Below are 14,531 nucleotides of genomic sequence, written 5' to 3' on the forward strand. Positions count from 1 at the left end.
CGCAGGCTGCTCTCAAGCCGGCCTGTCACGCGAAAGGACGAGCAGCGAGTCGTCGGCCCCGTATTTCGAGAGCAGGTCCTCGCCGGTGATGGGAACGGCTTCACCGCTGAAATCGAGGCGCCGCAGCGACCCGTAAATGCCGGCAAGCCGCTCGATGAAGCCGCGCGCGTCGGCATAGCGGGCGGGATTGAATTCGACCACGAGCATCGGCTTGTGACGGGCAATGGTCTCGCTCATTCCTTCGAGAATGACCTCCTCCGCCCCCTCCGCGTCGATCTTTATGAAATCGACGCGCGCGCAGGAAGAGCTCAATCGATCGAGGGTCGTCACGGGAACCTTGACGACCGCGCCATCCTCGGCGCGGGGCTGAAACGTCTCGGCGACGATCAGCGCGTTCTTCGGCTCGCTATGGGGAACGTAAAGAGACGCCTCGCCCGATATCGCGGAACCGAGCGCCAATTTTTCAATTCGTGTGCGCCCGAGCAGTCCATTGAGCTCGACGCTGCGGTGCAAGAAGTCAGCTGCATGCGGGTTGGGCTCGACCGCAATCAACTCGCCCTTGACCCCCACGAGCTCGGAAAGCAGAAGCGAATAATAGCCGAAATTCGCACCGACATCGATCGCGGTCATGCCGCGCTTGACGTTGCGCGCGCAAAACAAGGTCAGCCAGATCTCCCAAAAACCGTCCAGCAGGACATGAGACCCGAACCCCCTGTCGCGTGTGTCCACATAGAGCTTGTAGCGGCCGAGCACACGGACCAGGGCCGTATGGTTTCCGAGGTAGGCACTGCTTACCCGCTGCAAGATGGCGGTCTCGGCCTGATGTCGGTCGAAGGCCATTAGCTCGTGAAGATGTAGCAGTGCCGAAGAACTCATTTTACCTCTCTCGGTCCAGCATGCCTGCAATGCAGTCCGCAAGCCGGGCAACATCATGAAATTCCCTCTCGATCCGCAGCACGATCGTCCGCCTCCTGCCCCGCTTTCGATCTCTCCGTGCAATGCCCTTAGTTTGCCGTAGCCGCCGTTATGCCGACCGATGCCGCCGATAGAGCTGTCCCGGTGACGCCCTGGAAGAGGCCCATGAATTTCTGGAAATCGATCGAGGACGCATTGGAGATGTAGATGATATCGCGCGGCTGGACTTCGAAGTTCTGCATGGCGAGCAGCGTGGCGCCGTTTTTCAGATTGAACCGATAGACGATCGGAACGGGGCCGCCCCTGCGAAGCAGCGGATTGTTCGGAGCAACGATGCGGCGAGCAACGTCAGGCCGCTCGTAGCGGAGAAGAAAGACGCCTGAGACATCGGCCCTACTGTCCTGCAATCCTCCGGCACGCGCCACGGCGTTCGCCATGGTCAAATGCTGGGCACTGAAGGGCACCTCGCCATTCTGGCCCGATGCGCCGAGGATCGTGTAGGTGACGGGTTCACGGACGACGGTGACCACGTCCTCGGGCCGCAATCTGATATTTTCCCGCGGATTTTGAACAATCGCGGTAAAGGGCAGGTTCATCGTGCGGCGTCCTCGCGTCAGATAGACAACGCTGTCGTTGACACCGGCGCGCAATCCACCGGCTGCGGCGATGGCATCAAGCACGCGATCGCCGGCCGGCGACAGCGGGACACGGGCGCCGCCGGCGACCTCCCCCGTGACGGTCACGGTATTCGAGGCGCTCTGCTGCACCGTCACCAGCGCCTGCGGCTGCACCGCCTTGCCAGTAAGACCCGAGATGACAGCCCGTTCGACGGTAGCGGGCGTCCGACCGACCGCATTGATGCGCCCCACATAAGGGATACTGATCGTCCCGTCGCTGTTGATGGTTTGCGGTGGGATCATAACCGAGCTACCCGTCGCCTGCTGCTGACCGGAAGCATTGGACGCCGTCCCGAACAGACTTCCAGGTGGCGCCTCCCATAGGCTGACGGAGACGACATCGCCAACGGCGATCCTCAGGCCGGGATCGCGCGCACCCTCGCCGAAATAGGCCGCGAAGCTGGCCTCCGGCCTGGCGACGCTCCTGACCATAGCCGTCGACGTTACGTCGACCAGCGCGAATGGCGGCATGGTGCGCGCCGCCGCCTCTTCCAATATGCGGGAGGCCTTGGGTCCGGCCTCCGGTAATGCACAGCCCGTAAGAACGCAGGCGAGAACGCACAATAATCCGAACTTCAACGGCATCGACGATCCTGAATGGCATGGAGGCAGTTTTGATGCGGCACCATCGTGCCAAGCAGGCTAGGCCGTTCCGGCATCGTCGCTACGCTCCCGGCTAAAACGAAGGATCGACGAAGGGCTGGAGCCGTAGGCATGTTTGTAGAGAACCGAAAAACGCCCGGGATTGGAGAATTGCAGGCTCATGGCAAGATCGGTGATGCTTTCGGCCTGCCCACCCTTGATGGCGCCATGTGCGGCGGCCAGCCTATAGTTGCAGAGTATTCCCATCGGCGTATCGCCCCGATAGGTCTTGAACATGCGCTGCAATGCACGCGGGCTGCAGTTTGCGGCACTCGCAAGATCTTCCAGCATGATGGCGTTGTGCAGATTGTCGCGCATGAATGCCTCGGCTCTGAGGAGCTGCCGCGGCGCGCTTTCCAGCGTGCCGCGATTGAACGCGTCGGACAGATTATGCGGCAGCTTGGCGAACAGCTTGACCAACAGGAGCTCGCTATAGGCCTTGGCGAGCATCATGCGCTCGGTCTGGCGCGCGGTCGTCAGGTCCTTTTCGGCTTGACGCAGCGTTTGATAGAGCCCTTGCGCTCCGCCTTGGCGGAAGCTCACCGGTGCCAGTGCGAACTCCTGCACGTAGGGCTTGCCGGTCAATTCCTCGAAATGCTGCCGGATTACCGCTTCCGGTACCTGAAACAACAGCCAGGAGCTGCGCGGCTTGATCTCCAGCCGTTTACCTGCGCGGTCGCTGATGCTGGCGACATTGTTGGCGGGAATGCGCAAGGATCTGTGCATCCGCCGGTGGTTGATTTCTATTTCTCCGGCCAGAACGAATACGATGCTGACACGCGGCAAATCCTGTTTTGCGATCCCTTCCAGGCCAGCCGAATGCTCGGCGCTTATGATCGAGGCAGATTGGAGAGGTTGCTTGCTGAATTTGAAGGAATAGTCGCCGGTGGTTTCCGAGGGAACCGTCCATTTCCAGTTTGGCTCAAGCACGTCGAGATTGCGAACAATTGCATCGCGGGTATAGACCTCGAAAGTACCAACGCATTGCTCGACAACTCTTTCAAACATCGCCATCCGCTAATCCTACTCAAAATCCCAGGTTGCATATTAGCCATCGCTAACACGTGATTTCCATCTAGGCCACATCTTTCTAGCGTTCGTTACGACGACTCCATTGTCTTGTGCCGGCGGCACCCCCAAACGTGCGGGGTTGCTCAGCGTAAGTTGCATTATTAATTATTAAATTAGCACGATGAATTTTAGTGCGACAGTACATATAGTGACGATGTTATACAGAATCCTACTTCTTTGTGGCGTGATCGCGCGGCGAATTTCCCGAACGACGGTATTGGACAAAATACATCGGTGCCGGCAACTATATCTGACACGTTTACTGGCATTGGTTGCAGAAGTAGTTACTAATTTATGCGGCACGACTTGCCGGGCACCGGTTGCAACCATAGGGCTCATAGGCAAGGCGACGAATCGATAGGGCCGACCGGACCTAACCATGAGGAGGCAATTGAACGGTCGGATTTGTCTCAATTTCTCCAACACATCACGAGGCTTAGCCGGGAACATGCGCAGGAGCCTGCGATGCCGACGTCACCATGTCGGCCAGGCCGCGCCCGGCATCGAGGCCTAGCCCTTTGCAATTCGATATTGTGTCAATTCTGCAAAAATGGCGCACAGTACTGTTGCCGATGCACACAACCGCATACCGTTGAATCTACAATGTGGAGTAGATGCGAAACGCCGCCTCTATGTCGTCAAAGACACGACCGCGGCCATTTTTCAACACAAGCGCCGACTTGCACAAGTCACCGATCACATTGAGATTATGTCCCACAATGATCATCGAGCGATCCTTGCGCTTGACGAAGAGCTCTTCGAAAGAACGCAACTGGAAGCGTTTATCGCCAACGGCCAGCACCTCATCAATGAGGTAACAATCAAAATCAATGGCAAGTGACATGCCAAAGGCCAGTCGTGCCCGCATGCCTGAAGAATAGGTCCTGAGCGGCATGCGCAGATAGCGGCCGAGCTCACTGAAATCCTCAACCGAATCGCGAATTTCGTCGAATGGCTTGGCATAGATGCGCGACAGGAACCGCATGCAGTCGAAGCCGGTCATCGAGCCGCCGAAGCCGCCGCTCAAGGCAATGGGCCACGACATCGACATGTTGCGCACGACCTTGCCTGAAGTCGGCTCCTCTATTCCGGCGATCATGCGGACCAGCGTCGATTTGCCCGCTCCGTTGTGACCGAGGACAGCGATCTTCTCGCCGCGGCCTATCTTGAATGTCACGCCGTCGAGCACGCGGCGCATCCGCCCATTCACTTCGTACTCCTTGACCAGATTGAACACGCCGACAATGCCATCCTCTTGCCAGGGAGCCTGAGCGTTCGATACCTCAGTCCCTGAGAGTGCGATTGGCGCAAGACTGGAGGGAATATTGGTCATTGCTGGGCTGCGTGCTCATGCACCTGGATCATGAAGAAGCGCACGATCCAGAAAGTGGCGAAGCAAATCGCAAGCAGCATCAGAAACGAGCCAAGACGTTTCGGATAGAGCGCATGGTCGGGCAAATTCGGATCTGCGATTCGCTCCAGATACAATTGTTGCCGCTGCGCATCGATCCTGGCGTTTTCCAGGGAAACAGTTGCCGATGTCAGCATCTTGGCTGCCATTTCCCTCTCCAGCAGCAGCTGTTCATATTGCGCGATGCGTGGCGCCATCGAGCCGTCGCTGCCGACGATGCGCGCCCGCTCGTCGCTGATCTGATGCTCTATCGCCGCCACGCGCGCTCTAAGCCCCTCGCCCTGCGGGCTTTGCGGTGCCTGCTCCTCCAGCGCTGCGAGACGCGCTTTGTTGTCGGCCAGGTCGTCCGACAGCCGCGCGATCATGTCGAGAGCAGCGGACGATTGCTTGTTGGGGTCGACGAGCGCTTCGCGGTTGCGAAAGTCCGTCAGGCTCTTCTGCATATCGGACAGCCTGGCTTGACTGTCGTTCACCTCGATCTGTGCATAATGGATAGCATCCTCGCGGGCGCGGTCGTTAAGGCGATTGACGAGCTCCTCAGCGTGCTGAACCAGGGCATTGGCCAAGCGATAGGCATCTTCGGCCCGAAAAGCGCGCACCTCCAGCGTCGTCACGCCACTACCGCTATCGGTGCGGACAGTGATAAAACGCAGGTAATGCTGATACAGCTCCTCGTTGTTGGCTTCAGCCCAAGGCAGCGGATAACGACTGAGAATGTCTCCTTCCGGACGGGAAAGGATTTCCTTGAGATCGTCCCGCTTCACCAAGGCATCGACGGCGGCGCGCGACTTGATGAACTCCGTGACGATATAGCTATCGTCCTGTGCGCGAACGAACCCTGTACTTTGAAGAAAGCCGCTGAGCAGCCCCGCGGCACTCCTGTTGGGGCTGCGCACGACGAACTGCGTTTCGGAAACATACTGGTCGGCGCATATGAAGCCGTAATAGACCGCCCCGAGCAGGCCGGGAACGACGACAATCAACAACAGCAACGCTTGCGATCGTGCCCATCGCGCAATGGAATAGGGCCAGGAGACTGGCCGACCGATGACGACGCCGGACGAGCGCGCATCCACCAGCCGAATGAAATCAGTAAATTCCTTGTTGTTCTCGATGCGACTCATCTGGGACCATCAAATCTCTCTCGGAATGGCCGAAACCATTCCACAACAGCCTTTCAGAAGCTCCGACCAGCCTCCTGCCTCCCGCCGCCTTCCATCATTTGGGATCGCCGGCCAGGCAATGCGTACGACGGTTTCGATAGCAATTTACTTCGCAAGAGATTCCCATATATCCTTTGAAAGTCAAATATAATTCCGGGCCATGGAAATTTTTACATACAGAAACAAGAATAATTTGGCTTCTGTCGTAATTAATACTTCGGCGACGCGATCCGTATGGCGAGCGCGAATTGTGGCGGCAATAACTGCCATTCGATTAGCCGTTTCTCCCTCATTGCTGGTCCAAGGAATTCGGAATGAGAACGCTCGGAGGCACCTCGAAGCATGTCGGCAGGAATTCTGCGCAGGACGGTCATGGCAACCTGCCGCCATTCGGCCGGCTTTGCCGATATTCCTTGAATTTCCTCTCAGGCAGGCTCGGCGCCGCTGTTGCATGGCGCAGCCTCGGCAAACTCGTATCGGCAATATTTAAGGACATCATCCGGTTGCAACCGCTTTTCGCGCCCCCGAAAGCGGTTCCGCTCATGCAACCGGTTGCGATCGGACGACGCAGGCCGCCGCATTCAAGCACCGGTCATCGCTCCTAGCGGGCATCTTTAGGGGGACCTTATGCGCATAGATTCGACGATCTTTCCCCAGGAAATGACGTTTTCTGCCGCAAGGGCAAGTGAGCGTCCGTCCTGGTTGCCCCCGACCAATGCGCGACTGCTCGCTTTCCTTTCGACACGCCAGCACTTCCCCCTCATCGGTCCGGCCTTTTCCGCGTCTCTGAAGCCGATCGAATTGGCGATAGGCGCCGCCGATGGCGTCGTCGGCTGGGGAGATGGCCCGCTTGCCCGTTTGGCCCGCCTCTATGCGCGAATGCTCCGCCTGCCCTTCTGGACGGTTGAAGGTGGCTTCCTCCAATCGGCTGCTCCCGGCGCAACGTCGCCGATCTCCATCGTCGCCGACGATCTCGGAATTCATTTTTCCGCTCACCAACCGTCACGGTTGGAGGCTCTGCTTCAAAATGCGCGCTCCGACGCAGAAATCCAACGCGCGGGCGACCTGCGGCGATGGATCGTCCGCGAGCGGCTCTCCCAAGACAATCATCTGCAAGAAGAGGCCATTCCGCTTCGCCGAAGCCGGCGCAAGCGCATCCTGCTTGTCGACGAAATGGTGGGAGATCGGGCTGTCGAGCGCGCGGGCGCCCACGCTGGGACCTTTGCGAGCATGTGGGCGGCGGCTCTTGCCGAGCGAAATGCCGACATCATCGTCAGATGCCAACCCGAGGTCGTTGCTGGCCGGGCCCAGGGCCTTCTTCAACCGTACGCCGGGACAAGGGGCGTGCAGTTTTTAGACCGCCCGGTCTCGACGCATTCCCTTTTGGATCTGGTTGACGAAGTCTGGACCGTATCAAGCCAATTCGGCCTGGAGGCGCTTCTGCGGGAAATACCCGTCGTCACCTTCGGCATGCCCGCTTATGCGGGTTGGGGACTGACTGCGGACCGTGCGGAAGGCACGGTGGCAACAGCGGCGCGGTCCCGTCGCGGACGCCATGTCAGCATAGACGAATTTGCCGACGCAGCACTCCTTCAGTATTCCCGCTACGTCGATCCCGTCTCCCGCAGCCCAATCACGGCGGAGCAGGCTGTCGAGCGGCTCCTCGAATGGCGCAGCCGCGCGCTGTCGCTCTCCGGCCGTTACTTGTGCATCAATTTCTCGCTTCACAAACGCACGGTCATGCGCCGCTATCTGAGCAGCCCCCGATCGCAAGTCCAATTCGCCACCAATCCGACCGCCTTACAGATCCAGAACGCCGACACGATCGTCCTGTGGGGGAATGCAGCCCCTCCCGAGGAGGGCATCTTGTCGAAGCAGGGCAAGAGAGTGCCGATCATCCGGGTCGAAGACGGCTTCATCCGCTCCTCCGGGCTGGGCAGTTCGCTTGTACCCCCATCCTCGCTTTGCTTCGATGAGCAAGGCATCTATTTCGATGCTTCCGCCCCAAGCAAGCTTGAAACGATCCTGAACAGGACGAATTTCGACGAGGCGCTTCTCGAGCGGGCGCAGCGCCTGCGGCAAGCCATCGTCTCCATGGGCATTACCAAATACAATCTGCCACCGCAGCCGGCGCCGGACTATCGCGCCCTGGCCGACGGCCGCACCATTGTTCTGGTGGCGGGGCAGGTTCCGAACGACGCCTCCCTGCGCTTCGGCATGGCAAGTTATCCCTCCGATGACGAACTGCTGAAAGCCATCCGGCGCTCGAGACCGAAGGCATTCATCATCTACAAGCAGCATCCGGATCTTCTGGCAAAGGCAGCAGGTCACCATCCGCCCTTAACCCTGTCGACGGAGGCTGCCGATCTCGTTATCGGCAATGTCGAATTGGACAATCTCCTTGGCGTCGTCGACGAAGTTCACGTCGCCACGTCGCAGATCGGGTTCGAGGCGCTGCTGCGTGAAAAGCCGGTATGGTGTCATGGCCTCCCCTTCTACGCCGGCTGGGGACTCACACACGACGCAGTCGTCTCGTTGCGGCGAAAGCGCACCCTGACACTCGATGCGCTCGTTGCCGGCGCACTTATCCTCTATCCGCGATACTGGTCGAATATCACCGATCTTCCATGCGAGGCGGAAGACGTCGTCGCCGAGCTCTATCGCGCCCGTCAGGGTATGGCTCTCAATCCGTCGCGGCGGCGCTGGCTGGCGCAGGCCATCCACATGCTCGAGGCGCGAAAATCATGACGAAACCCGTCGTTATGGATATTTCGCGGCTGATGGAACGAGCACATTGCCCGACGCCGACGGGTATCGATCGCTATGAGCTTCACTATGCGAATTGGCTGAACGAGCGCCGCAAACAGGCGAACCCGGTCAATCTCGATGGGTTTCCGCAACCGTCCTGGTTCGTCGAAACCGGCCATAATAGTGCCGTCAGCATACCGTCCGAACGGGCTGACAGGCTGGTCTCAATCCTCAACAACCGCTGGACGGCGACGGAAATATCGCCCGCGCAGAACGCTCTTCTCGATCGGATCTTTGCGGCCATCGATGGCAAGATCCGGTGGCAGGCGGCGGCTGAGGTGAGAGCGGGCGAAGCCCATACGCAAAAACTGCGCAAGATCGCCCATGCCGTCGCCAATCACTTCACCCATGGCCTGATGCTGCCGGACAGAGCATCCTTCGTCCACGTATCGCACAGCCGGCTGGAACGGACATCGGCTTTCTCCTGGCTCGGAGAAACCGGTCGCAACGGCGTCTTCTACGTCCATGACCTCATTCCGCTATCGCATCCCGAATTCGTCAGGCCGGAGGAGCCGGAACGGCACCGCCGCAGGATGGAGACGGTACTCAAACACGCATCGCTCGTGCTTTGCAATTCGCAGGTGACTGCGCGGGCCTTGCGCACCTTTGCCCAGGAGAGCGACAGAAAGCTGCCCTCGATCGCGGTGCTGCCGCCAGGCGTCGAACAGTGCTTCCTGTCTCCGCCAACCGATGTGGCGCGCCCTCATATGCCGTACTTCGTGACACTCGGGACGATTGAGCCGCGCAAGAACCACATTCTGTTGCTGCACCTGTGGCAATATCTGGCCGAACGCGACGGGCCGATGGCCCCGCGGCTGGTGATCGTCGGCAAGAGGGGATGGGAGAACAGTCATATTCTGGCAATGCTGGAGCGATGCCCGGCCCTGCCGGGGCTAGTCATTGAAGTACCGGGGCTTGAGGACGCCGCCCTGGCACGGTTGGTCGCCGGAGCCGCGGCCCTGCTCGCCCCCTCCTTCACCGAAGGGTACGGGATGCCTGTCGCCGAGGCGATCGCGCTCGGCACGCCGGTCGTCGCCTCCAACATCAGCGCCCATCGCGAAGCCGCAGCAGGCCAGGCCGCGATTTTCCTCGACCCCCTGGACGGGCTGAGCTGGCGAGCCGCGCTCGACATGATCGCCGCCGCGCCGCAACGCCGGACCAAGCCGAGCGGGCCGAGCGGATGGGATATGCACTTCGACGATTTGGAGACGCTGATCGAAGCGGATCTCTCCGCTCGCCGCCACGCCGCCCAACGAGCCTCGCGGCGCATAGAGAAAATATCGCCGTTGGCAACCTTGCAGTGAGAGACAGCAATGCAGGCAGAAGACAGCAACAAGACAAATCCGGTTGGTCAGCAAGACGTGGGAGCAGCGAAGTGACAAGCTTTTACGACATCGAGAATTGCTACAAATTCATTCTCGGCCGTCCGATCAACGAGGATGAGCGCAGTGTCATCGGCCATCATCTCCTGCAAATCACCGACCTTTCGCTGGATGACCACCGCAGACGCTTCCTGACTTCCTACGAATTTCACCAGCGCCATAGCGAATTGCTGTTTCACAATTTCGTTCCAAAGTCGATTTTCGTTCTGTTTGAAACCGCATACAATTTCAAATTGTATCTGGATCTTCGCCAGTACCATATCTCCTTCGGCATCATGAGCGGCGAGTACGAGAAATTCGACATCGAACTCGTCAAAGCCATCGTGTCCGATAGTGGGCAATTTATCGATGTTGGTGGCAATGTCGGCTATTATTCGCTCTCTGTCGCAGCCCATCATTCCCCGTTTAGAGGAAAGGTTCTCGCCTTCGAGCCTTTGCCGAAGCTCTGGGACCTGTTCAATCGGTCGATCGCGGAGAACGGTCTCGAAGACCGAGTGAGCGTTCGTCAGCTTGCTCTTGCCGACGCCCCAGGAGAATTACCACTCATCGACGCCGGAGAAACGGTCAATGCCGGCGCAACGCGACTGGTTACGAACGCGGCCGAAGCCAAGGTCGGACGTATGACCAAGGTCGAGACGCTTGATCGCGTCATCGGCAATCTGCGACCCGATGTCATGAAGGTCGATATCCAGGGTGCGGAAGGCCTGTTTCTGAAAGGTGCGCAAAGAACCATTGCGACATACAAGCCTTCCCTGTTGATGGAGATCAATCACGACATGCTCTCCGTCGTCTCCAAAACGACCCCAGGCGCAATCCACCGTCAGCTCGCCGATCTCGGTTACAACATTTGGACCAGTTCCCAGCGCCGGCTGACGCGAATCGCAACATCCGAGGAATTCGACCTGAATTTCGCGGCCGGCACGGTGGCCAACATATTTGCGGTTCACGAAGATCGCGCGGAAGACGTCAACCGGCGACTTCAGCGCCTTGAGTTGGCGCCGATTTTAACCAAGCGCAAAAGGCAGCGTCAGAAGGAAACCGCGGCCTAGCGCGCCGCACTCGATTTGCGGCGTCCGATCTAAACCGGGACTGAAAATGAGGACATTGTTGAGCAAAAGAGGGCAATCACATGAGTGGCGTCGCCTATTACGGCTCGTGCCCTAGCGAGGAGTTCGTTCGGTACGCATTTGCGGACAGCAGGATCGTTTTCTTCTGCTATGGCATCAACGTCGCCAGCTTCATGAATGACAGGCGGGTCAACATCACCGCCATCGAGGAGTGGCCCGAACCCATCCGGAAGAAGCTGCAGTTCGAAGCCAGCAAAGGCTTCTGCGATCGTTTGAGGAAGTCCGCACCAACGACACTTGTGGTCGATTTCAGCCGGGCCACACGCGCCTCGCTGATGGACTACGAGAACACCTTGCTTACCGTTCCCTACGAACTGCTGGAAGCCGGGCCCGATTTGCAGCGCCAGGCCTTCGACATCTTCAAGGTCATCCCGTTCGGCAGCCGCGATTTCTGGACGCTGGTCATCGCGGCAACGCAGAGGTTCTGTGACTTCGTGAATGCAAACCTGCCGGATACAAAGATCATACTGCTCGACACGCCGCCCACCGCCGACTACCGCGGCACGCTTATCGACGGCAACACCTACATGATCGACTTCTGCCGTTGGCAGATGCGCTATCCGATGTCCCGTATTCTCATCGATTTCTGCCGGGAGCGCATCGAAAACAGTCGGATACTGACGCCTCAGTCAGGCCTCTATTCCGACGACACCGCACTCTATGGACCTGCGCCGATGCACTATTCCGTGGAAATCTGGAAGGAGATAGCGGCGCGCTTTCATGCGAATGGCGGCTTCGAGGGATTGCCGCGTTCGAGCGACACGGTTTCCACTCTCACCAATTATTCCGGTCTCATGGATGCCTTCACCAAGACGGCATTGTCGAGCCCGAACCTCCACCGGTTCAGCCTCGATATTCTGCACGGCGCGCTGCCCTACCTCTTCGCAAAAATCAGCAGTCCGGCCCACAACCATTTTGGCGATCCCATCGATTCGCACGATGTCGTTGCAGCCTTTCGCTGGATTCTCGGGCGTGAGCCGGAATCCGCCGAGACGTTTCTCAGTCACTATGCGCTGCCCAATCGAAAGGAGTTGCGCGAAACGCTGCTACGCTCCCACGAATTCCAGAACCAGGTGCCGGATTATGCCGAACATTAGCGTGGCAGTCGCGGCCTCATTCGAACTTGATGTGATTGCGTACCTTGTCGATCAGGAAGAGACCGACCGCTGTAGTGAACAGGCAGCACTTCACGAGGTAGTCGACGTCATAGAAGGTTTGCACCGTATCGCCGAAGACGCCGGCGCGAAAAAGCTCGTAGCAATGAACGGTGGGGACATAGAGCGCCAGCTTCTGGGGGCCGCTGGGCAGCCAGGCCACCATGAAGAACATGCCGCCGATCGGCAATGTGAGATAGTGAAATGGCGGAACCAGCTTCTCGACGAACTCGAACCGTTCCGAACCGGCGGCAAAGATAAGCCCTACCGCAAAAGAGAACCACGCCATGAACAGCCAGCCCGCCAGCAGCAGGCCGAGATTCTGATAGGCCGGTATGACGCCCGCCAGACGTGCGGCTGTGTAGACGACGACGAGAGCAGCAGTCGTGCCGGCGGTCTCCAGAAGCGCGCGCGCGATCAACGCATCGGCAAGCCGGATCTGTCGATGGTACATCAAGGGCAGATTCTGGCGCAGGCACGAGACGGCGTGCCCGCTTATATGGCGCCAGAGCGTCAAAGGCATGTAGCCGCTCAGAACGAAGGCCGCGACCGTCAATCCGTGCGCTTCATGACCCAGCAACACCCACATGACCATCACACCCGCGGTCAGAATCATCGGTTCCAGCGCAAGCCAGAGAAAGCCGATGTTTTCTCGACCGTAGCGGATGAGCATTTCGCGCATGATCAGCGCACCGAGGACGCGTCCCTGGATCTTCAATCCGGTAATGAACTGCAAGCCCCCGCGCGTGGTTGCCGATACCTGATGCACCCGATGTCCTCCTGGTCGCTGCCCCATCTCCATCAGACGGTAGGTCAACGATACTGGCGAAGGTCAGCCGCTCAATCTTCATTGCGCCGGATTTGGACAATTACCGTCCGTGACGTCCGCACGCAGATCTGTAACGACAGGCGATCATCCGAAAAGGTACGGTCATGGCTCTGATAAACTCCGAGACTCAAAACAAGAAACTCGATGCCGAGCAGCGCCCGCGGCCCTTGCGCCAGATGATAGCAAGATCGATTGCCGGACCTGCGAAGGCCCGAAAGCGCCGCAAGCGTTCCAGCCGTCTAGGCGTTTACCTGCTGGCAGTTGTTGCGCCTACCCTTGCCGTCAGCGCCTATTACGGCCTGATCGCTGCCCCGATCTATGTGTCGGAATCGTCCTTCGTCGTGCGCATGGCCGCCCCGCCATCCTCCAACGTCTTCGGCTCTCTGCTGCAGAATAGCGGAATAACGCGCTCACAGGACGACACATTCTCCGTACAGGAATACATCCGCTCGAGACAGGCATTGAAGGAGCTTGGCGGCAAACTTCCCGTACGCGCGATTTTCGGCAGCCCACAGGCGGACCGGCTTATGCGCTTTCCGCGCTTCTGGGAAAACAACAGCGAGGAAGAACTCTACAATTATTATTCCGATCGCGTCTCCGTCATCCACAACGACACGACGGGCATCACCGTGCTGCGGACGACTGCTTTTCACGCACAGGACGCCGCGGATCTGAATACCTCCTTGCTGGCCCTCGGCGGCGATCTTCTCGACCGGCTCAACAACCGTGCCCGTGGCGATGCGGTTCGCTTTGCCGATAACGAAGTGCAGGAGGCGCAGCAGCGGGTCATCGACGCGCAGAGAAACATAACAAACTTCAGAAACAAGGAACTGATGATCGATCCGAATACCAGTTCCATGTCGATGATCGACCTCATCAGCAATCTGACGGCCTCTCTCGCCACCACGCGGGCGCGCCTCGCCGAGACGCGCAAGACCGCGCCGGACAGCAACTCCATCCCGTTTCTGACGAGCCAGATCGCAGCGCTGGAGCAACAGATCGAGAGTGAACGGACCAAGATGGTCGGGTCCGACACATCGGTCGCACCCAGGATTGCGGATTACGAGAGCCTCGTTCTCATGCGGGAGTTTGCCAACAAGGCGCTCGTCGCAGCCCTCGATGCACTGGAGGCCGCCAGGGCCGACGCTCGACGTCAGCAGCTCTATCTCGAATTGGTCGTTCCGCCGCAGATGCCCGACGAGGCGGCGATGCCCTATGCACTGAAGAATATTCTGGTCGTCTTCCTGTCCTTGAGCCTTGCCTATCTACTGGGCTGGCTGATGCTCACCGCCATCAGAGATCATGAGGACGGCTGACGTCGTAGCTGCCATTTACGACGCTCAGGATGACGA

Annotated in this window: 11 protein-coding genes; 5 read left to right on the plus strand and 6 right to left on the minus strand. The window is 58.9% G+C overall.

What is annotated here, in order from left to right; all coding sequences use genetic code 11:
* Positions 1–12: 12 nt before the first annotated feature.
* The 5 genes from ACIQWP_RS16485 to ACIQWP_RS16505 all read right to left on the minus strand — a co-directional run bounded on the left by ACIQWP_RS16485 (position 13) and on the right by ACIQWP_RS16505 (position 5,840).
* Positions 13–876, minus strand: a complete 864-nt coding sequence (locus ACIQWP_RS16485) for an FkbM family methyltransferase (RefSeq protein ID WP_402789026.1) — start codon at positions 874–876, stop codon at positions 13–15.
* Between the two features lie 128 nt (positions 877–1,004).
* Entirely contained in the window at positions 1,005–2,177 is a 1,173-nt protein-coding gene (locus ACIQWP_RS16490) for a polysaccharide biosynthesis/export family protein (protein WP_402789028.1), read from the minus strand.
* Positions 2,178–2,234: 57 nt separating this feature from the next.
* Complete coding sequence (locus tag ACIQWP_RS16495; RefSeq protein WP_402789030.1) at positions 2,235–3,242, minus strand: helix-turn-helix transcriptional regulator; 1,008 nt, start codon at positions 3,240–3,242, stop codon at positions 2,235–2,237.
* A gap of 661 nt (positions 3,243–3,903) precedes the next feature.
* On the minus strand, positions 3,904–4,638 hold the full coding sequence (locus tag ACIQWP_RS16500; protein WP_402789032.1) for an ABC transporter ATP-binding protein: 735 nt from the start codon (positions 4,636–4,638) through the stop codon (positions 3,904–3,906).
* Positions 4,635–5,840, minus strand: a complete 1,206-nt coding sequence (locus tag ACIQWP_RS16505; protein ID WP_402789034.1) for a capsule biosynthesis protein — start codon at positions 5,838–5,840, stop codon at positions 4,635–4,637. The genes ACIQWP_RS16500 and ACIQWP_RS16505 overlap by 4 nt, the downstream gene beginning before the upstream one ends.
* Before the next feature lie 666 nt (positions 5,841–6,506).
* On the opposite strand from ACIQWP_RS16505, the gene ACIQWP_RS16510 reads away from it, so the two are divergent.
* The 4 genes from ACIQWP_RS16510 (at position 6,507) to ACIQWP_RS16525 (ending at position 12,293) form a co-directional block, all read left to right on the plus strand.
* Entirely contained in the window at positions 6,507–8,627 is a 2,121-nt protein-coding gene (locus ACIQWP_RS16510) for a capsular polysaccharide biosynthesis protein (RefSeq protein ID WP_402789036.1), read from the plus strand.
* Positions 8,624–9,991 (plus strand): glycosyltransferase, encoded by a 1,368-nt coding sequence (locus tag ACIQWP_RS16515; protein WP_402789038.1) that lies wholly within the window; start codon positions 8,624–8,626, stop codon positions 9,989–9,991. The genes ACIQWP_RS16510 and ACIQWP_RS16515 overlap by 4 nt, the downstream gene beginning before the upstream one ends.
* 71 nt (positions 9,992–10,062) lie before the next feature.
* Complete coding sequence (locus tag ACIQWP_RS16520) at positions 10,063–11,118, plus strand: FkbM family methyltransferase (RefSeq protein WP_402789040.1); 1,056 nt, start codon at positions 10,063–10,065, stop codon at positions 11,116–11,118.
* A gap of 80 nt (positions 11,119–11,198) precedes the next feature.
* On the plus strand, positions 11,199–12,293 hold the full coding sequence (locus tag ACIQWP_RS16525; RefSeq protein ID WP_402789042.1) for a DUF6270 domain-containing protein: 1,095 nt from the start codon (positions 11,199–11,201) through the stop codon (positions 12,291–12,293).
* 16 nt (positions 12,294–12,309) lie between these two features.
* Here the strand turns inward: ACIQWP_RS16525 and ACIQWP_RS16530 are convergent, their stop codons facing one another.
* The gene (locus tag ACIQWP_RS16530) at positions 12,310–13,119 is read right to left on the minus strand and encodes an ABC transporter permease (protein ID WP_402789044.1); all 810 of its coding nucleotides are present in this window, start codon (positions 13,117–13,119) and stop codon (positions 12,310–12,312) included.
* Between the two features lie 164 nt (positions 13,120–13,283).
* On the opposite strand from ACIQWP_RS16530, the gene ACIQWP_RS16535 reads away from it, so the two are divergent.
* On the plus strand, positions 13,284–14,495 hold the full coding sequence (locus ACIQWP_RS16535) for a capsule biosynthesis protein (RefSeq protein ID WP_402789046.1): 1,212 nt from the start codon (positions 13,284–13,286) through the stop codon (positions 14,493–14,495).
* The last annotated feature ends 36 nt before the right edge of the window (positions 14,496–14,531 follow it).

Origin of the sequence: Rhizobium sp. NPDC090279, from assembly GCF_044769665.1 — a bacterium.
Taxonomy (GTDB): domain Bacteria; phylum Pseudomonadota; class Alphaproteobacteria; order Rhizobiales; family Rhizobiaceae; genus Rhizobium.

What these genes read in the sequence shown, in the direction of transcription:
- ACIQWP_RS16510 (WP_402789036.1), top strand. Translation starts at nt 6,507, where the DNA reads ATGCGCATAGATTCGACGATCTTTCCCCAGGAAATGACGTTTTCTGCC.
- ACIQWP_RS16525 (WP_402789042.1), top strand. Translation starts at nt 11,199, where the DNA reads ATGAGTGGCGTCGCCTATTACGGCTCGTGCCCTAGCGAGGAGTTCGTT.
- ACIQWP_RS16515 (WP_402789038.1), top strand. Translation starts at nt 8,624, where the DNA reads ATGACGAAACCCGTCGTTATGGATATTTCGCGGCTGATGGAACGAGCA.
- ACIQWP_RS16495 (WP_402789030.1), bottom strand. Translation starts at nt 3,242, where the DNA reads ATGTTTGAAAGAGTTGTCGAGCAATGCGTTGGTACTTTCGAGGTCTAT.
- ACIQWP_RS16490 (WP_402789028.1), bottom strand. Translation starts at nt 2,177, where the DNA reads ATGCCGTTGAAGTTCGGATTATTGTGCGTTCTCGCCTGCGTTCTTACG.
- ACIQWP_RS16505 (WP_402789034.1), bottom strand. Translation starts at nt 5,840, where the DNA reads ATGAGTCGCATCGAGAACAACAAGGAATTTACTGATTTCATTCGGCTG.
- ACIQWP_RS16500 (WP_402789032.1), bottom strand. Translation starts at nt 4,638, where the DNA reads ATGACCAATATTCCCTCCAGTCTTGCGCCAATCGCACTCTCAGGGACT.
- ACIQWP_RS16485 (WP_402789026.1), bottom strand. Translation starts at nt 876, where the DNA reads ATGAGTTCTTCGGCACTGCTACATCTTCACGAGCTAATGGCCTTCGAC.
- ACIQWP_RS16535 (WP_402789046.1), top strand. Translation starts at nt 13,284, where the DNA reads ATGGCTCTGATAAACTCCGAGACTCAAAACAAGAAACTCGATGCCGAG.